Source organism: Pseudomonas sp. zbq_18 (genome assembly GCF_043102245.1).
Lineage (GTDB): Bacteria > Pseudomonadota > Gammaproteobacteria > Pseudomonadales > Pseudomonadaceae > Aquipseudomonas.
The window spans coordinates 254,896-276,299 of sequence record NZ_JBICIT010000022.1; the positions used below are offsets into that span (position 1 = coordinate 254,896).

The following is a 21,404-nucleotide window of genomic DNA, read 5'->3' on the forward strand; positions in this document are numbered from 1 at the left end:
GAGAACGATGATCAACGTCGACCTTCAACAGCTGGTCCAGGCACTGGACGCCGAGACCCGCCGCGAACTGGAAGCCGCCGCCGAACGCTGCCTGCAGCGCGGTGGCAGCAAGATCCTGGTCGAAGACCTGCTGCTCGGCCTGCTCGAACGTCGCGACGGCCTGCTGGCCCGTGCCCTACAGGACGCCGAGGTGGACGCCGGCGAACTGGCTGCCACCCTGCAGCCACGCGGCGAGGCCAGCGAGTCGCGCAACCCGGTGTTCTCCGCCGAACTGGTGCAGTGGCTGCAGGACGCCCTTCTGGTGGCCAACCTGGAGCTGGGCCAGAGCCAGATCGAACAGGCGGCGCTGCTCCTGGCCCTGCTGCGCAACCCCATGCGCTATGCCGGCACGCGCTACCAACCGCTGCTGGCGAAGATTGACGCCGAGCGCCTGCGCGACTTCGCCCTCAGCCAGCAACCGCAGGCCGCCGCCGGCAAGCCGGTGGCGCCGGGCGAATCCAATCTGCAGCGCTTCACCCACAACTTCACCCAGCGCGCCCGCGACGGCAAGCTCGACCCGGTGCTATGCCGCGACGACGCGATCCGCCAGATGATCGACATCCTCGCTCGCCGCCGAAAGAACAACCCGATCGTGGTCGGCGAGGCGGGCGTCGGTAAAAGCGCCATCGTCGAAGGCCTGGCCCTGCGCATCGCCGCCGGCGAAGTGCCGGACGTGCTCAAGGGCGTCGAGCTGCTGTGCCTGGACATGGGCCTGCTGCAGGCCGGCGCCAGCGTGAAGGGCGAGTTCGAACGCCGCCTGCAGGGGGTGATCGACGAAGTGAAGGGCGCGGCCAAGCCGACAATTCTGTTTATCGACGAGGCCCACACCCTGATCGGCGCCGGCGCCCAGGCCGGCGCCTCGGACGCCGCCAACCTGCTCAAACCGGCCCTGGCCCGCGGCGAGCTGCGCACCATCGCCGCCACCACCTGGAGCGAGTACAAGAAATACTTCGAGAAGGACCCGGCCCTGGCCCGGCGTTTCCAGCCGGTGCAGCTGCACGAGCCGACGGTCGAGGAAGCGGTGACCATCCTGCGTGGCCTGGCTCCCGTGTACGAGAAGAGCCACGGTATCTACCTGCGCGACGATGCGGTGGTGGCCGCCGCCGAGCTGTCCGCCCGTTACCTGGCCGGGCGCCAGCTGCCGGACAAGGCAGTAGATGTGCTGGACACCGCCTGCGCCCGTGTACGCATCAGCCTGGCCGCCGCGCCGCAGGCCCTGGAGCGTCTGCGCGGCGAGCTGGCCGAAGGCGAGCGCCAGCGCCTGGCCCTGCGTCGCGACCTGCAGGCCGGCCTGAATATCGACGAAGCGGCGCTGGCCGCGCTGGAACAACGCCTGGCCGAAGCCTCCGTGGAGCTGGAGCAGATCGACGCGCGCTGGAGTGCCCAGCGCCAGTTGGCCGAGCGTCTGCTCGAACTGCGCCAGCAATGCGCCGAAGCACGCGCGAGCGACAACCAGGACGAGCTGACCGCCCTGGAGTGCGAGCTGCGCGACGTGCAGGCCGAACTCGGCGATGCCCAGACCGCCGAACGCCTGGTCAGCTTCGAAGTCTGCCCGCGCCTGGTGGCCGAGGTGATCAGCCACTGGACCGGCGTGCCACTGAGCCAGCTGGCCCGCGAGCACAATGCCAAGGTGGCCAGCTTCGCCAGCGACCTGCGTGCCCGCGTGCGCGGCCAGGAGCAGGCGGTGCAGGTGCTCGACCGCGCCATGCGCGCCAGCGCCGCCGGGCTGAACAAGGAAGACGCGCCGGCCGGCGTGTTCCTCCTGGTCGGCCCCAGCGGCGTGGGCAAGACCGAGACGGCCCTGGCCCTGGCCGACCTGCTGTATGGCGGCGAGCGCTTCCTCACTACCATCAACATGTCCGAGTTCCAGGAGAAGCACACCGTGTCGCGCCTGATCGGCGCGCCGCCCGGCTACGTCGGCTACGGCGAGGGCGGCATGCTCACCGAGGCGGTGCGGCAGAAACCCTACTCGGTGATCCTCCTCGACGAGGTGGAGAAGGCCGACCCGGACGTGATGAACGTCTTCTATCAGATCTTCGACAAGGGCGTGGCCAACGACGGCGAGGGCCGCGAGATCAACTTCCGCAACTGCCTGATCCTGCTCACCTCCAATCTGGCCAGCGAGCAGATCGAGGCGCACTGCGCCGGCGAGCAACGGCCGCCGGTCGAGCAGCTGGAAGAGGCGATCCGCCCGACCCTCAGCCGCCACTTCAAGCCGGCGCTGCTGGCACGCATGCGCGTGGTGCCCTACTACCCGGTGGCCGGTGCGGTGCTGCGCGAGCTGATCGAGCTCAAGCTGCAGCGCCTCGGCCAGCGCCTGGGCAAACGTCGCCTGGAGTTCAGCCACAGCCCGGCGCTGATCGAGCACCTGGCCGAGCGCTGCACCCGCAGCGACAGCGGCGCGCGGCTGATCGACCAGCTGCTGGAGCAGAGCCTGCTGCCGCAGATCGCCGACCGCCTGCTGGACGCCATGGCCAGCGGCAGCCACATCACCCGCGTGCACGCCACCCTGGACGGCGAAGGAGCGCTGAGCTGTGAGTTTGCCTGAACGCATCCCCGAGGCCGCGCCGCTGCTGGGGCAGATCTCCCAGCCGCTGGCCTATGCCGAGCAGCTGCTGCAACAGTTCACCCGCCTGGCCCGGCTGGCCAGCGCCGAGCGGCTGCCGGCAGTCCTGACCGAAGCGGCGGCGCAGCTCAGCGGCTGCCGCCTGGCCCAGCTGTACCTGCTCGACAGCACCCACACGCGCCTGACCCTGGCCGCCGAGTGGCTGGACGGCCAGCTCGCCGAGCACGAAGCCAGCCTGCCCAGCGACTACGACGGCGAGCAGCTGCTGCAATACTGCCTGTGCCAGAACCGCCCGCTGAGCCTGGCCAGCCTCGACCCCAGCCTGCACGAGAGCAGCTTCCTACCGGTGATCGACAAACCCTGGCGCAGCCTGCTGTGCCTGCCGCTGCAGGATGAGCAGGCTCGGGTCGCCGGGCTGCTGCTGGTGGCCAGCAGCGGCACCCGCGACCTGGAAGGTTTCGCCGCCTCGCTGGCCAATCTGGGCACCTTCGCCCTGGCCCAGCACCAGCTGCTGCAGCGCCTGCGCGCGCCCCAGGCGAGCCAGCCAGAACCGAGCCCGGCGCTGCCCAGCGACTACGGCCTGATCGGCAGCAGCCCGGCCATGCGCGGCGTGTATCAGCTGATCAGCAAGGTGTTGCACAACCCCACCAGCGTGCTGCTGACCGGTGAGACCGGCACCGGCAAGGAACTGGTCGCCCGTGCCATCCATGACTGCGGCTTCCGCCGCAGCCAGGCATTCATCGTGCAGAACTGCGCCTCGCTGCCGGAGAACCTGCTGGAGAGCGAGCTGTTTGGCTACCGCAAGGGCGCCTTCACCGGCGCCGACCGCGACCGCAAGGGTCTGTTCGACGCCGCCGACGGTGGCACCCTGTTCCTCGACGAAATCGGCGACATGCCGCTGGCCCTGCAGGCCAAGCTGCTGCGCGTGCTGCAGGAAGGCGAAGTCCGCCCGCTCGGCAGCACGCAGACGCACAAGGTCGACGTGCGCATCATCGCCGCCACCCACCGCGACCTGCGCGCCCTGGTCGAAGAAGGCCGCTTCCGCGAGGACCTGTTCTATCGCCTGTCGCACTTTCCCATCGAGCTGCCGCCGCTGCGCGCCCGCGCCGAGGACATCCTGCAACTGGCCCGGCACTTCGCCACCGAAGCCGCCTGTTTCCTGCAGCGCGATCCCTATCGCTGGTCCGAGGCGGCGCTGGATCACCTGGCCGGCTACGCCTTCCCCGGCAACGTACGCGAGCTGAAGGGGCTGATCGCCCGCGCCGTACTGCTGTGCGAAGGCGGCGAGCTGCTGCCCGAGCACTTCAACCTGCAGCCGAACCATCAGCTCGAGGACAGCGGCATGAACCTGCGCGAACGCCTCGAACAGGTCGAACGCAACCTGCTGCTCGACTGCCTGCGCAAGAACCGCGGCAACCAGAGCCAGGCCGCCCGCGAGCTGGGCCTGCCGCGCCGCACCCTGCTGTACCGCATGGACCGGCTGAACATCAGCCCGGCCGATGTTTAAGGAAGAACACCATGAACAAAGCCAAGGACATTCTGTTTCTGCTGACCCTGGAGCCGCTGGTTTCCAGTGGGCGCATTGGCCGCCTCAAGTATCTGCTGCTCTCGATCTGGAGCTGGTGGGCACTGGTTTTCGCAATCCTACTCGCCCAGCTTCTTCCACAGTCCTGGACGGACATCGGCGGCGAGCTACTTGCCGCTGCGGCTCTGTTCTACATCTTCGCCACAGCCCTCTGCCTGGGCATCCGCCGCCTGCACGACATGGGCACCAGCGGGGTACTGGTGGTGCTCGTAGGCATCATCTGGCCGTTGCTGCTGCTTTGGCCGGGGCAGCCCAGAAACAACCGCTACGGCCCCCGGTTATCGCCGGCGACCGCTTGAACCTTATTTCCCCAATCACAGCCTGTGGAGAACCCGCGATGTCCCACCGCCTTCTGACCGCCACCCTGCTCGCCGCCCTGCTCGGCCTGGCCGGCTGCAACGGCAACTACAAGTCCAGCGACGACGACTATCGCCCGCTGGGCGACTCGCAAGTGCAACAGCGCGACGACTGAGCGCAAGGAGCCCTACCATGGAACTGGTATTCGACATCGTCAGCGCCCAGCAGTACGCCCCGGGCCTGCTGACCAGCAAGAGCTTCCTCAAGGCCGGCGGGGTGATCGGCCGGGGCGAGGACTGCGACTGGGCCATCCCGGACAGCAAGCGCATCCTCTCCAACCGCCATGCCCAGGTCAGCTACGCCGACGGTCACTTCTACCTGACCGACACCAGCAGCAACGGCGTGACCCTCAAGGACAGCGGCGCACGCCTGCCCAAGGGCGAGCCGCAGCGCATCGAGCACGGCAGCGTGTACTGCCTGGGCGAGCTGGAGATCCGCGCCCGCGTGCTGCAGGACCCGGCGCAGTTCGAGGACAGCATCGGCCAGCGCCAGCACGCCGGCAGCATCATCCCCGACGACGCCTTCCTCGACCTCGACCCCATCGCCGCCCTGGAACAGCGCCCGCGCGGCTACAGCCAGCTGGACGAGTTCGCCGGCCTGGTGCAGGCGCCCGAGGAAGAGCAGGCGCGCACCCAGTACGCGCGCATCGACATGGAAAGCCTGCTGGTGCCGGAACTGATCGCCGAAGCAGCGCCGGAACCGGTGGCGCCGCCGCGCCCGCAAGCGCGCCCCGCCACCCCGCCCGCCGAGCCGCTGGCCGAGGGCTTCTGGCAACGCTTCGGCGAAGCCCTGGGGGTGAAGGTCGACGACCTCGACGCCGAGGCCCGCGAGGCCCTTGCCGTGCAGGCCGCGCGCCTGCTCAAGCAGAGCGTGGCCGGCCTGCAGCAGAGCCTGCGCACCCGCAGCGAGCTGAAGAACGAACTGCGCCTGGCCCTGACCACCGTGCAGAGCGCCGGCAACAACCCGCTCAAGCAGGTCGGCGATGCCGGCGAAACCCTCGGCGCCCTGCTGCGCGGCAACAAGCCCGGCCAGCTGCCGGCCGAGCAGGCCGTCGGCCGCGCCTTCCGCGACCTGCAGGCGCACCAGGTGGCGCTGTACGCCGCCAGCCGCACGGCAGTGCAAGGCCTGTTCGAGCAGTTCGCCCCCGAGCAGCTGACCCTGCGCTTCGAACAGGATCGCAAGCCACTGCTGGCCACTGCCGGTAGCCGCTGGCGCGCCTACCAGCGCCATTTCCGCGCGCTGGAGAAGGACGACGACTGGAGCCAGCGCCTGTTCGCCCGCGACTTCGCCAAGACCTACGAAGAACAGGTACGCCTGATCGCCACCCTCAACACCGATTACCAGCCTTCCTAAGAAGCAAGGATGAATGCCATGCGCCGTCTTATCAGCCTTAGCCTGCTCAGTTTGCTCGCCGTACTCGGCGGCTGCTCCAGCCTGTCGCCCTACTCCGACACCACCAAGCTCGACCTGAAACTGCAGGCCAGCGAAGACCTCAATCCGGACCTGCACGGCCGCCCCTCGCCCATCGTGGTGCGCCTGCTGGAGCTGAAGAACCCCTCGTCGTTCAGCAACAGCGACTTCTTTTCCCTCTACCAGCGCCCCAAGGAATCGCTGATGCCGGATCTGGTCAGCTTCGAGGAGCTGGAAGTACGCCCCGGCGAGGAGCGCGAGCTGAAGCTCTCGGTGCAGCCGGGCAGCCGCTACGTCGGCGTCATCGCCGCCTACCGCGACCTGCCGGAAGCCAGCTGGCGCTTCGTCGTCAGCCTGCAACCCAGCGAAATCAACCGGGCCGGCCTGCGCCTGGACAAACACGGCATCGCGCCGCTCAAGCAAGAGGACTGAGCAATGGAAATGCTCAAGGTTGTCTGGCAGGAAGGGATGCTCCTGCGCCCGCAGCACTTCCAGCAGAACGATCGCTACTTCGAGCACCAGCTCAAGTCGCGCTCGCGCCTGCAGGACATCTATCCCTGGGGCTTCTTCAGCCTGGAGATCGACCGCCAGTTCCTCGGCATGGGCAAGCTGGTGCTCAGCCAGGCCAGCGGCGTGCTGCCCGACGGCAGCCTGTTCGAGCTGGACGCCAGCCGCGAACCGCTGGCCCTGGACGTGCCGCCGAACACCGCGGCCACCCCGGTGTACCTGGCCCTGCCGCTGGTCACCGGCAACCATATCGAGAGCCGCCGCAGCGAGCAGCAGGACGTGCTGGCGCGCTACCGCGCCCATGATCTGGAAGTGGCCGACTCCAACGCCGGCGACGCCACCGTCAGCCAGGTCAGCTGCGGTCGTCCGGACTTCCGCCTGCTGCTCGGCGAGCAACAGAACGACCAGGCCTTCGTCAGCCTCAAGGTCGCGGAAATCTTCGACACCAGCCCGGACGGAGTGATCAGCCTCGACCAGGATTTCACGCCGACCTTTCTGCACACCCAGGCGTCGAGCTATCTGCTGTCCTGCCTCAAGGAAGTGATCAGCCTGCTCGGCCATCGTGGCGACATCCTCGCCGAACGGGTGCGCGCCGCCGGCAAGCTGGGCAATACCGAGGTGGGCGATTTCCTCATGCTGCAGCTGGTCAACCGCTACGAGCCGCAGCTGCGCCACTACCTGTCGCTGGAGCAGATGCACCCCGAGTTGCTGTACCGCGAGCTGGTCGGTCTGCTCGGCGAGCTGGCCACCTTCGCCGCCGACCACAAGCGCCCGCGCCTGGACGGCCGCTACCTGCACAACGACCAGGCCGGCAGCTTCCGCAAGCTGATGGAGGCGTTGCGCCAGGTGCTGTCCATGGTGCTGGAACAGCACGCCATCGAGCTGCCGCTGCAGCAGCGCCAGTACGGCATCCAGGTCTCACCGCTGCAGGATCACAAGCTGCTCGGCAGCGCCACCTTCATCCTCGCCGCCAATGCCCAGTGCGAGTCCGAGGAGCTGCGCAAGCGCCTGCCGGCGCACCTGAAGATCGGCGCGGTGGAACGCATCCGCCAGCTGGTCAACCTGCACCTGCCGGGGATCAAGGTCAAACCGCTGCCGGTGGCGCCACGGCAGATCCCGTTCCACGCCGGCAAGACCTACTTCGCCCTGGAGTTCAGCGCCGAGGAACTGGCGCAGCTGGAAAGCTCCGGCGGCTTTGCCTTCCACGTGTCCGGCGACTTCGCCGGGCTTGAACTGAAATTCTGGGCGATCAGGAGCTGAACATGATCAGGGAAGCACAGGACACCACCGTCGTCCTCAGCCGCCAGGGAGAAGGCGCCGCCCCGCGCGGCCCGCTCACCGACTTCAACGCGCCGCGCTTCGAGCAGCTCGAAGAGCGCATGGTCTATGCCGCACGCATGCGCCCGGCAGAAGTCTTCAACATCAGCTTCAACCCGCTGGTGGCGGCCAGCGCGCTGCTGCTCTCGGAAGTGGTGCGGCTGAAGACCAACGCCAACCCGGAAAACTTCGACGCGCTCAACGAGCGCCTCAACGTGGCGATCAAACTGTTCGAACACCGCGCCCTGCAGGAAGGCGTCGACGGCGGCCAGGTCATGGCCGCGCGCTACGTGCTGTGCACCGTGGTCGACGAGGCGGTGGTGACCACACCCTGGGGCAACGAGAGTGCCTGGTCGCAGATGAGCCTGCTGTCGACCTTCCACAACGAGACCTTCGGCGGCGAGAAGTTCTTCCAGCTGCTCGAGCACCTGTCGCGCAACCCGGTCAAGCACCTGCCCATGCTCGAGCTGATGTACATCTGCCTGTCGCTCGGCTTCGAGGGCAAATACCGCGTGCTGCCGCGCGGCATGCTCGAACTGGAGGCGATCCGCGACAGCCTGTACCGGCAGATCCGCCAGCTGCGCGGCGACATCCCGCGCGAGCTGTCACCACACTGGGAAGGCCTCAAGGAAGGCCGCCGCCGGCTGGTGCGCATCGTCCCCGGCTGGCTGGTGGCGGTGGCCACCGTCGCTGGCCTGGCGCTGCTCTACGCCGGCTTCAGCTGGGTGCTGCACGAGCAGCGCGGCACCGTGCTGCAACCCTATCAGGCGGCCGAGGTTGCCCCGGCCCCCGTACCAAGCAATCAGGGATGATCTGAGATGAAGGACTTTCTCAAGAAAACCGCGGCGTTCTTCCGCAAGACCTGGGTCTGGAGCCTGTGCCTGGTGCTGTTGCTGGCCCTGCTGATCTGGTTCGTCGGCCCGCTGCTGGCGGTGGCCGACTCCAAGTTCTGGGAGTCGGCCGCCAGTCGTCTGGTCAGCATCAGCCTGCTGTTCCTCGCCTGGGGCCTGTTCGTCGTGTTCATCAGCTGGCGCGCCAATGTGCGCAAGAAGGCCGAGGCGGACGACGTCGACGCCCAGGAGCGCCTGCGCCGCGAAGGCCTGATCAGCGAGGAGCAGGTCGAGCTGAAGAGCCGCTTCAAGCAGGCCCTGCACACCCTGAAGACTTCCAGCCTGTACCGCGGCCGTAGCGACAAGTGGCGCAACGAGCTGCCCTGGTACCTGCTGCTCGGCGCCGAGGGCAGCGGCAAGACCAGCCTGCTGGAGTTCTCCGGCCTGGACTTCCCGCTGAACAAGGGTGACGAGCGCCGCCTGACCAAGGATGTCGGCGGCACCCGCTACTGCGACTGGTACTTCGCCGACCACGCCGTGCTGCTCGACACCGCCGGCCGCTACCTGACCCAGCCCGACGTGGCCGTGGACAGCCGCGCCTGGCACACCCTGCTCAGCCTGCTGCGCAAGCGCCGCGCCCGCCCACTGAATGGCGTGCTGGTGGCTGTGCCGGTCGACACCCTGCTGTATGCCAGCGAGCTGGAGCTGGAGAACTTCGCCCGCCAGTTGCGCCAGCGCCTGCACGAGTTGCACGCCGAGCTGCGCGCCGAGGTGCCGGTGTACCTGGTGCTGAGCAAGGCCGACAAGGTCATGGGCTTCGACGAGTTCTTCGACCAGCTGAGCCGCGAGGAAAGCGACCAGGTGCTCGGCGCCAGCTTCCGCAAGGGCCAGGTGGCCACCGACGCCAACGTGGTGCGCCAGGAGTTCGAGGAGCTGCTGCGTCGCCTCAACAGCCAGGTGATCATGCGCCTGCACCAGGAGCGCGACACCCAGCGCCGCGGCCATATCCTCGACTTCCCGCACCAGCTCGGCCAGCTCGGCGAGCGCCTGTGCCTGCTGGTGGAACTGGCCTTCAGCGGCAACCGCTACCAGCGCGCCAGCCACCTGCGCGGCTTCTACCTGACCAGCGCGCCGCAGCTGCAGGAACTGCTCGACCCGAGCACCACCGGCATCGGCCGCAACCTCGGCCTGGCCGGCAGCAGCCTGCCGACCTACCGCAGCGGCCGCGCGCGTTTTATCCACCAGTTGCTGAGCCGGGTGATCTTCCCCGAGGCCGAGCTGGCCGGCCTGGACGACAAGGAAATCCGCCGCATCGACTGGCGCCAGCGCGCCCTGTACGCCGGCGCCGCCTGCTGCCTGCTGCTGTTCGGTCTGTTCTGGGGCACCAGCTACTCGGCCAACCACGGTCGCCTGGAGCAGCTGCGCGAACTGGCCCTGCAGCTGGGCCGCGACGGCGAAAGCCTGAGCGCCCAGGACGAGGCCAAGCAGGTGCTGCCGCTGCTCGACAGCAGCTACGCCGCCACCCAGGTATTCCCCACCGACGCCCGCCTGCTGGAGCGCGGCGGCCTATACCAGGGCCCCAGCGTGCAGCCCGAAGTGCATGCCGCCTACCGCCGTCAGCTGGAAAGCGAGCTACTGCCACGGGTGGCTCGTCAGCTGGAAGGGCAGATCCGCGCCAACCGCGACGACCGCGAGCTGCTGCTCGGCAGCCTGCGCGCCTACCTGATGCTCAACCTGGAGGAGCGCCGCGAAGCGCCGTTCATGCAGGACTGGCTGGCCGCCGACTGGTCGCTGCGCTACGCCGGCGACGAGCCGACCCAGAAAGGCCTCAACGCGCACTTCCAGCGCCTGCTGGCCGAGCCGTTCAGCGCCTACCCGCTGAACGACAATCTGGTGGCCGAGGCGCGGCAGATCCTGCGCAGCGAGTCGCTGGCCAAGGTGGTCTACCGCATGCTCCGCGACCAGGCCCGCAGCCTGCCCGAGTACCGCATCGCCCAGGCCCTCGGAGCCCAGGCGCCGCTGCTGCTGGGCAGCGACTATGCCATCCCCGGCCTGTACACGCAGAAAGGCTACCAGCAGTACTTCGTCGCCCAGGGCCTCGGCCTGGTGCGCGACATACTCGAAGACAACTGGGTACTGGGCGAAGGCAACCAGCTCAGCGACCGCGACCTCGGGCGCCTGATGGTCGAGCTGGAGCAGCTGTACTTCCGCGACTACGCCAACTACTGGGGCGAGGCCGTGGCCCAGCTGGGCCTGGAGCCGATCGGCAACACCGCCCAGGGTATCGTCACCCTCACCGCCCTGACCGCAGCCAACTCGCCGCTGCTGCAGGTGCTGGTGGAGGTGCGCGACAACACCCGCTTCGACCTACCGGCCGCCGCCGACCAGGTGGACGACCTGGCGGCCCAAGCCAAGCTAGGCAAAAAGGGCAAGCTGGCCGCGGCTGCCGCCGGCAAGGGCCTGGACGCCGTCGCCAAGAGCCTGCCGGACACCGCGCGCAAGGCCCTGCAACGCCGCTTCGAGCCGCTGCACCGCCTGCTCGACAGCAACAGCGGCGCCGGCCCCGAACTGGCCGCCACCCTGCAGGCGCTGGACGCTCTGCAACTGCAGCTGAGCAGCCTCGCCCATGCCAGTTCGCCAGAACAGGCCGCCTTCGAGATGGCCAAGGCGCGTATGCAGGGCCGTCCGGACGCGATCAACCAGGTGCGCGGCAGCGCCGCCCGCCTGCCGCAACCGGTGGCCAACTGGCTGACCCTGGTGGCCGACGACAGCTGGCAACTGGTGCTGAACGACGCCTACGGCTACCTGAACAAGCGCTACCGCAGCGAGCTGTACGGCTTCTACAAGGAGTCGCTGCTCAAGCGCTACCCGTTCAGCGCCAAGAGCGAGAGCGATGTGGCCATCGCCGACTTCCGCGAGTTCTTCAAGGCCGATGGCGTGGCCGATGCCTTCGTCGACCGCTACCTCAAGGCCTTCGTCAGCGACAGCGACGGCAAGTACCAGCTACGCCGCATGGACGGCCAGGGCCTGCCGCTATCGCCGGTGTTCCTCAGCCAGATGAACCGCACCCAGGTAATCCGCCGCAGCTTCTTCGCCGAGAATCCGGCCGAACCGACCGTGCTATTCAAGCTGGAACCCTTCGCTCTGGACTACAGCCTCAACCGCGCCGACTTCAAGTTCGGCGGCCAGCAACTGGAATATCGCCACGGCCCGATCGTCGCCAGCGCCTTCCGTTGGCCGGCCGAAGGTGCCAACGAGCGCACCAGCCTGGTACTGGAAGAACAGGGTGGACGCCGTGTCGGCATCGAGAAGAACAGTGGGCCCTGGGCCCTGTTCCGCCTGATCGACATGATGCAGGTGGAGCAGCACAGCGGCCGCGACGTGCTGCTGCTCAAGGCCAACCTGGATGGCCTGCAGGCCAAGTACCTGCTGCACAGCCAGCGCTCGCCGAACCCCTTCGATGCCAGCCTGCTGCGCCAGTTCAAGCTGCCGGCGACCCTCTGATGAAGGTTGCCCAACGCCTCTGGAGCAGCGCCGGGCGCAGCGACACCGGCAAGGTGCGCGCACGCAACGAGGATGCCTTCCTCGACCAGCCACAGCAGGGCCTGTGGGTGGTCGCGGACGGCATGGGCGGCCACCAGGCCGGCGACCTGGCCAGCCGCCTGATCGTCGAGAGCCTGGCCGAGTTGCCCACCGGCCTGGACTTCGAAGACCGCCTGGACGCCGTGCGCGACTGCCTGCACCGCATCAACCGCCACCTCAGCCTGGGCCTGACCCTGACCGGCGAAACCCAGGACCTGCTGGTCGGCAGCACCGTGGTGGCGCTGCTTGCCGAGGGCAGCCAGGTGGCCTGCCTGTGGGCCGGCGACAGCCGCTGCTATCTGCTGCGCGGGCGCCAGCTGTTCCAGCTGACCCGCGATCATTCGTTGCTGCAGCAACTGGTCGCCGAGCGCGGCATGCGGCCGGAGGAAGCCGCATGCCAGCCCGGAGCGCACGCCTTGACCCGCGCGGTGGGCGCGGCCGAGGAGCTGCAGCTGGATATCCTCGAACTGGAAAGCCTGCCCGGCGACGTGTTCCTGCTGTGCAGCGACGGCCTCTACCAGGACCTCGACCATGACCTGCTGACCGCCGCGCTGCTGCGTCCGAGTCCACAGCTGGCCCTGCAGCGCCTGTTCGAACTGGCCCTGGCCGGTCCGGCCCGCGACAACCTCAGTGCCGTGGTGATCAACCGATGAATGCCGAAGCCCAGGCCTGCAGCGCCGACCTCACCGTCATGGCCGGGGCCAGCCCGAAGCGCATCGCCCGACCGTTGCCAGAAGGACTGCCACAACTGCTCGGCGGCCGCTACCAGATCGAACGCCTGCTCGGCGTCGGCGGCATGGGCGCGGTGTACCGTGCCCGCGACCTGCTGCGCGAGCAGTTCGGCGAGCCGCAACCCTGGGTCGCGCTGAAGACCCTCAGCGAAGACTTCGCCGAGTACCCGGATGCCAGCGCCCTGCTCTACAGCGAATTCGCCCTCACCGCCCGCCTCAGCCACCGCAACCTGGTGCGCTTCTACAGCTTCGAGGTGGACCCGGCCTGCCAGCGCGCCTTCATCACCATGGAGCTGCTCGCCGGCAACACCCTCGACCACGTACTGCACCAGTACCCCAGCGGCCTGCCCTGGAGCGAGGCGCAGCGCATCGCCGTCGATCTGCTCGAGGCCCTGCACTACGCCCACGACCAGGGCGTGCTGCATGGCGACCTCAAGCCAAGCAACCTGATGCTCGGCGACAGCGATCTGCGCCTGTTCGACTTCGGCCTCGGCCAGGCCCGCGAGGGTTTCCTCAAGGGCCTGCCGCGCCTGGCGCGCAGCCGCTTCGCCGCCTGGACGCCACGCTACGCCGCCCCCGAACTGCTCGACGGCGCCGCCCTCAGCGCCGGCGCCGATCTGTACTCGGTGGCCTGCGTGATCTACGAACTGTGCAGCGGCCAGCATCCTTTCCGCCGGCAAAGTGCTAAACAGGCGCAGGCAATGGAACTGCCGCTGGAAGCTCCCACAGATTTGCCGCGCGCACTGTGGCCGACACTGCGCCGCGCCCTGGCCTTCGAGCCAAGCCAGCGCGGCAATCTGACTGAGCTGCTTCACGCCTTCCGCGCCCAGCAACCGGCCACTTCGCTGCTCGCGCGCCTGCTGCGCCGCCCGGCCTGAACACTACAAGGACGAGTCATGTTCAACCCCGCCAACCAGACCCATTTCAGCCTGACTATCGACGGCCTCGAACACGACCTGCAGGTGCTCGAATTCAACGGCCGCGAAGCCCTCGACCAGCCCTACCGCTTCGAGGTCGAACTGGTCAGCGAGCAGCCCGATCTGGACCTCGCCGAGCTGCTCGGCAAGCCGGCCTTCCTCGCCTTCGCCCCCGACGGCAGCGGCATCCACGGCCTGATCCACGATGCCGGGCAGGGCGAATCCGGCAAGCGCCTGACCCGCTATCGCCTGACCCTGATGCCAAAACTCACCTGGCTCGGCTATCGCACTAACCAGCGCATCTACCAGCACCGAACGGTGCCGCAGATCATCGCGCAGGTCCTGGAGGAGCACGGCATCCTCGGCGGCGCCTACCGCTTCCAGCTCGGTTCGACCGTCTACCCCGAGCGCGACTACTGCGTGCAGTACGACGAGACGGACCTGCACTTCATCCAGCGCTTGTGCGAGGAAGAAGGCATCCACTACCACTTCGAGCATGCGCCCGAACAACACGTACTGGTGTTCGGTGACGACCAGACCGGCTTCCCCAAACTCGGCCAGCCCACCGCCTATGTGCAGGACAGCGGCCTGGTCGCCGACGAGCCAGTGATCAAGCGCTTCGCCCTGCGTCTGGCCACCCGCACCAATCAGGTCAGCCGCCGCGATTACGACTTCGAACAGCCACGCCTGCTCTTGGAGGCAGGCGCCAAAGTCGAGTTCCAACCGCGCCTGGAAGACTACGACTACCCCGGCCGCTTCACCGAGCGCGCGCGCGGCAAGCACCTCAGCCAGCGCAGCCTGGAACGCCACCGCGCCGACTACCGCCTGGCCCAGGGTGAAAGCGACCAACCGCGCCTGGTGACCGGCCACCTGCTGGAAATCTCCGACCACCCGCGCCACGAATGGAACGACCTGTGGCTGCTGCAGGAAGTACTGCACGAGGGCAAGCAACCGCAGGTGCTGGAAGAGTCCGTCACCAGCTTCCTCGGCGGCTCTCTCCCCTCTCCCCCCGGACAAATCGGCAGGACAGCCGATTTGGGCAGCGCTAGCTGGTCGCAGGCCAAGCCACAGGGACGTGGCGAGTCCAGAGGGGCCGGGGGTGAGGGTGCGATAGGCCACTCGGAGAACTTCCAGCAGGGCTACCGCAACCGCTTCACCGCCACCCCCTGGGACGTGCTACACCGCCCCGCCCTGCGCCATCCTAAACCCAAGGTACTGGGCAGCCAGAGCGCCGTGGTCACCGGCCCGAAAGGCGAAGAGATCCACTGCGATGAATACGGCCGGGTAAAAGTCCAGTTCCACTGGGACCGCGAAGGCCAGGCCGACGACACCACCAGCTGCTGGCTGCGCGTGTCCTCCAGCTGGGCCGGCGACCGCTACGGCGGCATCGCCATCCCGCGCATCGGCATGGAGGTGCTGGTCACCTTCCTCGAGGGTGATCCCGATCAGCCGCTGGTCAGCGGCTGCCTGTACCACGCCGAGCACGTGGTGCCCTACGACCTGCCGGCGAACAAGACCCGCACGGTGTTCAAGACCCTCAGCTCACCGGGCGGAGGCGGCTACAACGAACTGCGCATCGAGGACAGGAAAGGCCAGGAGCAGATCTACATCCACGCCCAAAAGGACTGGGACGAGAACGTCGAGCACGACCAGAAGATCCGTATCGGCCACGAACGTCACGACAAGGTGGAAGCCAACAGCTACACCGAGCTCAAGGCCGAGGAACACCACACCACCCACGCCGAGCGCAAGGTGGAGGTGAAATCCGAAGACCACCTGACCATCGCCCAGAACCAGCACATCAAGCTCGGCACCGCCCAGCTGACCAAGGCCGGCCGAGAGATCCACCTCAAGGCCGGGCAGAAGATGGTCATCGAGGCCGGCGTCGAGCTCACCCTCAAGGCCGGCGGCAGCTTCATCAAACTCGACCCCGGCGGCATCACCCTGGTCGGCCCCCTGGCCAAACTCAACGCCGGTGGCGCGCCGGGGTCGGGTAGTGGGATTGCCATCAAACAGCCGTTGCAGCCGGGGATGGCGGACAAGGACAGGGCGGGGAATCTGTTGGATCAGGCACAAGCGGGTGCCCTGCTCAATACCAGGAACCAAGTGAAAAGAACCATGAACTTTTCGGGATGAAGCAGACGATGAATACCAGGATCAAGAAACGCCCCACGCAACGAGGCCCAGGCCAGGCAATGCTGTTCATCCTGTCCTTCGGGTATCTGGCGGGTTGCGCCGCCCTGGAGCTCGAACCTATCACCTACCGTGAAGCCGTAACCCAGTACCAGGAGAGCGGTGGTATCGAGAACTACCGTTGCACGCTGGTTCCTGCCGACGAGCAATATCAGGCCCTGAGCGACACCCAGCCGATCGCCGTGGAAATCGATGAAGTGCTGTTCGTCAAAATCGAAGGCGCCGTTCGGGAACTACAGCAAACCGATATCAGCGAGACCCACGCGGTCTATTCCCACTCCGACATGAGGGCAACGCTCACTACGGTTAAGCAGCTCAATCCCTCGGAGTACAACGAGTCGAATGATCGGCACGTGGATCTTGCCTTTGCGTCGAGCGGCAAGGCAAAGACTTACAAGACCTTTGGAGCGGCCTGCGGCCTCTGACTGCTCAGCACGATTAAAAACCAGGACAGAACATGACAAGGCGTCGCTACAAAATCGTTGAAAGTGTTGGAAGCCGCATTGAAGACGTAAACCGCTACGAAGACCTCGCCAAGCACCATCCTTCCGCAGGGCGTGAGCCAGACCGGGACTACGAGACCATCAGCGGGCAGCTCGAAGAGGTTCGTCATACTGACGGCCCTACGTTGATCAAGAAGGATTTTGTACTTCTGGTCGATGGCAGCAACCAATCCATCCCGGTTCCCAGCCCACTGGCAGGCTATGCCAAAACCAGCCGTTCGTACGGCGCATTGAAGATTTTCGACGCGCCCATCAATGGCAAGTTGATAGGTCAAATCCTCCATCTTCATCCCACCTTCAAGGTCAAGGATGGCGACGCCATCACCTATGGCCAGCACATCGGTCTGCAGGCTGGAACAAACCGATCAGGAGGACAGAGCTATCCCATCCACGTCCATGCCGAACTCGCGGAAGGTGATTTCAAACGCTATATCGCAGATATGGTCAGCGGCACCCTCAACCCGGACGAGGAAAAACCGAGCGTCGCCAGTAGCAACGGAAACACAGCCAAGAGGGACTGGTGTTACCCCTACACGCCATCCGCAGGCCATGCTCTGCAGCATCTAACCTCCTTGAGCAAAGCCAAGGCCGGGTTCTACCCCATAGGCAAAAACGGCCTGTGGCATGGCGGCATTCATCTGGACAAAGGCACGTCCGAAGCCTTCGACCAAAGCCGCGTTAACTGCTTGACCCACGGCGAAGTAGTCGCTTATCGGATTGACGAAGAACACCCTGTCAGCACATACGCCGGTAAGCCTCCGCTTCAGATAAGGGCCCCGTTCTCCACTGGCTTCGTCCTAGTGCGACACGTACTGCAGCCCAAGGTACCCACAACCGCTGACGAGTCGACCCCCAAGCCACCCGCGCTGATTTTTTACAGCCTGTATATGCACCTCAAGTGCTGGAGCGACTACCGTCGAGACGAAAAGCTTGCCCGGCCGGCGTTCTGGGGTTCCGGCGTGTATATCGTTAATACCCGCAACGGCGAACTTAATGTCAGATCCGAAGCCCGCAAGAATGCGCCGATCATCGGCAAGCTCAGCAAGGGCGCCCAAGTTCGAGCGTCGGGCGAAGGTGAATTCCTCAAACTTGAGCAAGTAGTCAGCGGTAACAACGAGCCACCATTAACCCTGGGGGAAAACGGTAGTCTGCCTGGCTATGTTGCTTCGCCCTTCCTGACAGCCCAGTCGGAACCCAAGGCCACGGGCTCCGTGGTGCTGATCGATCCACCCATGCCGATCAAGGCGGGCGATCTGATCGGTCATGTAGGCAAGTATCAGAATCAAAGCGACAGCTCCCCTCAGGAATTGCTGCACCTGGAGGTATTCAGTTGTGAGGATGTCCCGGCGTTCATCAGAGAAAGCCGATCCTGGGCGCAGGACCGGCCGGCCGAGGAAAAGACTCTGCTCAAGATTCACGCAGGGGCCAGCAAGCTGATCCCACACCGCGATGACATCAAAAACGATAATCCGCCGAAGCTGAGTGATGAAGGCGCTCAGATAGGTGTCGACCTGATCCTGCCGCAAAACCTGCTGAATGCACTGCCCGCCGAAGCCAAGATCAAAATTCCGGCCAGCAATACGGCAACCGGCTGCTCACCCGAGAGCAACTGGTGGCGCCTTGATGATCTGTTAGCCGACAAAGACGGCCAACCCATCAACGGCTGGCTGTCGGAGCAAGAACTCATCACCACTCGCCATAGCCCGTGGGAATGGGAAGGCTTCGATTTTCTCGAAGATACCGATACCCCCAGCTCGAGCTTGGCTTACTACCTCAACGCGGCACTGCGCTTGTCCAACGACGAAAAGGCCAGCTATCAGGGCGCCATCGACCAGTCCGACAAAGGCCCTGTACGTAGTCGCTTGTACGACATCATCGATACCAACCGCGACGGCAAGATGACCTCGGAAGAGATCCGAACAGCGCTGGAGAAGCCCTGGCACGCACAATCCATCTCGCAGCTGGTTACACGGCATGAAAGCGAGTGGTTCTGGAATGCCGCGCACTGGGACGAACTCGATGACCTGATGGGGCACGCTCCCGATGACCCTAACTTGGACTGGGTCGAAGAGAAGAAGCGCATCAAGACCCTGAGCTGGTGGAGCGATGTGGCCGGAAGTCTGAAGCTCGATGCGGCGGGTAAGGCCTGGCATCTGCAGCCTTTGGGGCTTCTGGCAAACTTATCATCACAGCCAGCCGAAGAAATCACAGTCCCTTTTCTAGAAAAAATTCTCAAAAAAACAGGTGATTGGTTCACCGGCCGCGGCGGACCTAGAAACTTCGTAGCGAGCTTCCAAGAAAACTACCCTGCCATTTACAAAATAGATAAGGAAGAGTTTGTAAACATATTGAATGCCGCATTGAAAAGACACGGAATCAATACAAGCTACCAAAAAGCCCATTTCCTAGCTCAGTGCTTTCATGAATCGGCACACTTTGAGACAACAGTTGAGTTTGCGTCAGGAGAAGGATACAACCCTGGCCGGCACCCTGATGCAATAAGCAGAGGAAATACAGAAATGGGAGATGGACCAAAATACAAAGGCAAAGGATTAATTCAACTTACTTGGAAGAACAACTATGCAGCTTACTCCAAGTATCGTGGAATAAATTTTCTAGACTCTCCGGACCTAATAGCAACAGATATGTATAACGCAGTAGACGCATCGTGCTGGTTCTGGAGAAACATCGGCGGAATATACAAAAAATACAATGCCAAGGGTGACATTAACGTACTAATCGAAAATGAGAAAAACAATGTCGAACTGGTTACCTTAGCCGTCAATGGTGGATATAACGGATTAGCTGAGCGGAAAAAGATATTTTTCGCCATCAAGAAGGAATGGGATCTGACATGATAGAAAAAAAATCACTTAAATATTTTTTTAAACCCTATATCTTAAATTTCGTTGCAAGTACGCTATTTTTTGCAGCTACAGCAACTTATGCGGAGACTAAAGCCGATCAATCTGCGAACATTTTCGTTAATGGCTCCGGAGCTACCATTTCAATAAAGCTATGCCATGAGAGCTCATGCAAGACTATTAAAACACCTGCAGAAATGTTAGATGCAATGGACGATGGATATAGCCAGATTTCTTTAGAAGATCTTACATTGGATGGAGTAAATGAAATTATTCTTACGCATAGTGCGGAAGGAAATGTGAACATTTGCTCAAAGGTATTCCAATACAATAACGAATCAAAAAAACTACAAAATCTGACTACCTTAAAAAAGCAGATTTGCAACTACTCCATAAACGAAAACAATCTAATTAGCACTTACAAGGATGGTGCAAAATGGCATGAAGACATATATAAGACAGATAACAACAGTATACACCTAGCGTTTTCTGACAGCTGCATAGGATGCGAATACATCAAAAGAATAGTTTATTCAGATGATGCCAAAACCGAAAATATACTTGTTACAGACAATCCTAACTATTTATTGCGCACCCCAATTTCAACAACCATTACTACAAAGAAAGCTGTTTTATACAGCGAACCAACTATCAAGTATGCCACTAAAATGTATTTGATAAGCGGCGATGAGGTGCTTCTTACTGACGACAGTTCGGACGAGTCGCACTTTTGGTTCAAAATTCGCTACACAACAAAAAAGGGTAAGCACATTAATGCCTGGCTTAAATGTGAGGATATAGAATATTGCGACTAACATTATTAACAATCCACCACACATAGAAAATATCACCATCACGCATATATATTAAGAATTTAACTATTTCCTAATAGTTAGATTGCGAGTAATTCTCTAATTTTACGAATACTGAGATTGGCATGAGTAAACTCAGTAAGCGACATTTTGCACTCGCCTTAGCCTTGTCTAGCATCACTGCCCACGCCGGAACAGTACGCCCCGAAGGTCTATCCTCTCTGCAGGAGCTACGCATTGCAGACGATGACGGCGCACATGCGCAACGCCTGCTGATTACCGACCGCACAGGGACGGCGGTGGTCGATACGGACAAGGCCCTGCCACGCATTGAGAACGCATACTCGCCCGACAGCTACGACGGCTACATGGCGGATCTAGTCGCCGAACGTCAGGGAAAATCGGCAGTGACCGATCTGCAAGGTGAACGCCATACCCTGCTTTTCCCAATCAGCCAGGCGGGTGATTACCTGCTACTCATCACCCGAGAAGAGGGTAATGGTGCCTATAACTTCAATCTAAAGTTCAGATACGACAACACCTCGAAATCCTTCGATCTGACCCAGATTCTGCTGAACGAAAACAATGCCGAGTGTGACCAGTCATTGCTGAGCACCTATGTAATCGACAAGAAAGCCCTTGGCATCACATCGATCACCAACTTCGACGGTACCCGCGCTTTCAGTACATTGAGAGGGCTGCGCCTCGCACATCAGACATCGGCAACCACAGCTGAGAAATTGATGCCGGAGGTAGCCGTCAGCAATTTCGACAACGCCCTGAAGGCCTACAAAGCCGGTAACGAGGAGCAGTTGAAGACCCTTGTCAGCTACTTCCTCTCTGGCGACGAAGACGGCACCTGCGCCCCCGGAAACTACATCGTCGAGAAATACTATTTCCCGCAGAAGATAGGCTGGTCGAACGATCTCGGCTTCCTGTTCGAACAGGCTGGTCATTATCCGGAGGCAGTCGAACTGCTGAAACACATCACCCAAAAACATCCAGACAGAGTCGTTGCCTACCTCAACCTAGCCGATGCGTACTGGGCAATGGGCGAGCAGGAAAAAGCCCGGAAAGCCTACAACCAGTACTACGAGAGAATGGTGAACGACCAGAAGCAGGCCAGAATCCCGCAGCGAGTAATGGCAAGAAAGTGATGGACAGAGAAGGTACTCTATCAATCCATAGTGC

Annotated in this window: 16 protein-coding genes; all 16 read left to right on the plus strand. The window is 63.5% G+C overall.

All coding sequences use genetic code 11. The annotated features are described in order from the left end of the window. Positions 1 to 7: 7 nt before the first annotated feature. The 16 genes from tssH to ACF8C6_RS17885 all read left to right on the plus strand — a co-directional run bounded on the left by tssH (position 8) and on the right by ACF8C6_RS17885 (position 21,370). The gene (tssH, locus tag ACF8C6_RS17810) at positions 8 to 2,587 is read left to right on the plus strand and encodes a type VI secretion system ATPase TssH (RefSeq protein WP_392500501.1); all 2,580 of its coding nucleotides are present in this window, start codon (positions 8 to 10) and stop codon (positions 2,585 to 2,587) included. Positions 2,588 to 2,609: 22 nt separating this feature from the next. Beyond that, positions 2,610 to 4,112: a sigma 54-interacting transcriptional regulator gene (locus tag ACF8C6_RS17815; RefSeq protein ID WP_392500614.1), complete on the plus strand. Its 1,503-nt coding sequence runs from the start codon at positions 2,610 to 2,612 to the stop codon at positions 4,110 to 4,112. A gap of 11 nt (positions 4,113 to 4,123) precedes the next feature. Next, the gene (locus ACF8C6_RS17820) at positions 4,124 to 4,489 is read left to right on the plus strand and encodes a DUF805 domain-containing protein (protein ID WP_392500502.1); all 366 of its coding nucleotides are present in this window, start codon (positions 4,124 to 4,126) and stop codon (positions 4,487 to 4,489) included. Positions 4,490 to 4,527: 38 nt separating this feature from the next. Next, positions 4,528 to 4,662: a type VI secretion protein gene (locus ACF8C6_RS17825; RefSeq protein ID WP_392500503.1), complete on the plus strand. Its 135-nt coding sequence runs from the start codon at positions 4,528 to 4,530 to the stop codon at positions 4,660 to 4,662. A 17-nt stretch (positions 4,663 to 4,679) separates the two neighbouring features. Next, complete coding sequence (gene tagH, locus ACF8C6_RS17830; protein ID WP_392500504.1) at positions 4,680 to 5,900, plus strand: type VI secretion system-associated FHA domain protein TagH; 1,221 nt, start codon at positions 4,680 to 4,682, stop codon at positions 5,898 to 5,900. Between the two features lie 18 nt (positions 5,901 to 5,918). After that, positions 5,919 to 6,389, plus strand: coding sequence for a type VI secretion system lipoprotein TssJ (gene tssJ / locus ACF8C6_RS17835; RefSeq protein WP_392500505.1), 471 nt, complete (start codon positions 5,919 to 5,921; stop codon positions 6,387 to 6,389). Between the two features lie 3 nt (positions 6,390 to 6,392). Next, positions 6,393 to 7,724: a type VI secretion system baseplate subunit TssK gene (tssK, locus tag ACF8C6_RS17840; protein WP_392500506.1), complete on the plus strand. Its 1,332-nt coding sequence runs from the start codon at positions 6,393 to 6,395 to the stop codon at positions 7,722 to 7,724. Positions 7,725 to 7,726: 2 nt separating this feature from the next. Continuing rightward, positions 7,727 to 8,593 carry a type IVB secretion system protein IcmH/DotU gene (icmH, locus tag ACF8C6_RS17845; protein WP_392500507.1) on the plus strand — a complete coding sequence of 289 codons (867 nt, stop codon included), beginning with the start codon at positions 7,727 to 7,729 and terminating at the stop codon, positions 8,591 to 8,593. A gap of 6 nt (positions 8,594 to 8,599) precedes the next feature. Beyond that, the gene (gene tssM, locus ACF8C6_RS17850; RefSeq protein WP_392500508.1) at positions 8,600 to 12,115 is read left to right on the plus strand and encodes a type VI secretion system membrane subunit TssM; all 3,516 of its coding nucleotides are present in this window, start codon (positions 8,600 to 8,602) and stop codon (positions 12,113 to 12,115) included. Next, positions 12,115 to 12,846: a PP2C family protein-serine/threonine phosphatase gene (locus ACF8C6_RS17855; RefSeq protein WP_392500509.1), complete on the plus strand. Its 732-nt coding sequence runs from the start codon at positions 12,115 to 12,117 to the stop codon at positions 12,844 to 12,846. Before tssM ends, ACF8C6_RS17855 begins: the two co-directional genes overlap by 1 nt. Beyond that, positions 12,843 to 13,802 carry a serine/threonine-protein kinase gene (locus ACF8C6_RS17860; RefSeq protein ID WP_392500510.1) on the plus strand — a complete coding sequence of 320 codons (960 nt, stop codon included), beginning with the start codon at positions 12,843 to 12,845 and terminating at the stop codon, positions 13,800 to 13,802. Before ACF8C6_RS17855 ends, ACF8C6_RS17860 begins: the two co-directional genes overlap by 4 nt. A gap of 18 nt (positions 13,803 to 13,820) precedes the next feature. Next, complete coding sequence (gene tssI / locus ACF8C6_RS17865) at positions 13,821 to 15,977, plus strand: type VI secretion system tip protein TssI/VgrG (RefSeq protein WP_392500511.1); 2,157 nt, start codon at positions 13,821 to 13,823, stop codon at positions 15,975 to 15,977. A 59-nt stretch (positions 15,978 to 16,036) separates the two neighbouring features. Continuing rightward, positions 16,037 to 16,459, plus strand: coding sequence for a hypothetical protein (locus ACF8C6_RS17870; RefSeq protein WP_392500512.1), 423 nt, complete (start codon positions 16,037 to 16,039; stop codon positions 16,457 to 16,459). Between the two features lie 32 nt (positions 16,460 to 16,491). Next, the gene (locus ACF8C6_RS17875; RefSeq protein ID WP_392500513.1) at positions 16,492 to 19,395 is read left to right on the plus strand and encodes a glycoside hydrolase family 19 protein; all 2,904 of its coding nucleotides are present in this window, start codon (positions 16,492 to 16,494) and stop codon (positions 19,393 to 19,395) included. Then, positions 19,392 to 20,216 carry an XAC2610-related protein gene (locus ACF8C6_RS17880; protein WP_392500514.1) on the plus strand — a complete coding sequence of 275 codons (825 nt, stop codon included), beginning with the start codon at positions 19,392 to 19,394 and terminating at the stop codon, positions 20,214 to 20,216. Before ACF8C6_RS17875 ends, ACF8C6_RS17880 begins: the two co-directional genes overlap by 4 nt. A gap of 122 nt (positions 20,217 to 20,338) precedes the next feature. Continuing rightward, a complete protein-coding gene (locus tag ACF8C6_RS17885) occupies positions 20,339 to 21,370 on the plus strand; it encodes a tetratricopeptide repeat protein (RefSeq protein WP_392500515.1) in 1,032 nt (343 codons plus the stop codon). Positions 21,371 to 21,404: the final 34 nt, after the last annotated feature.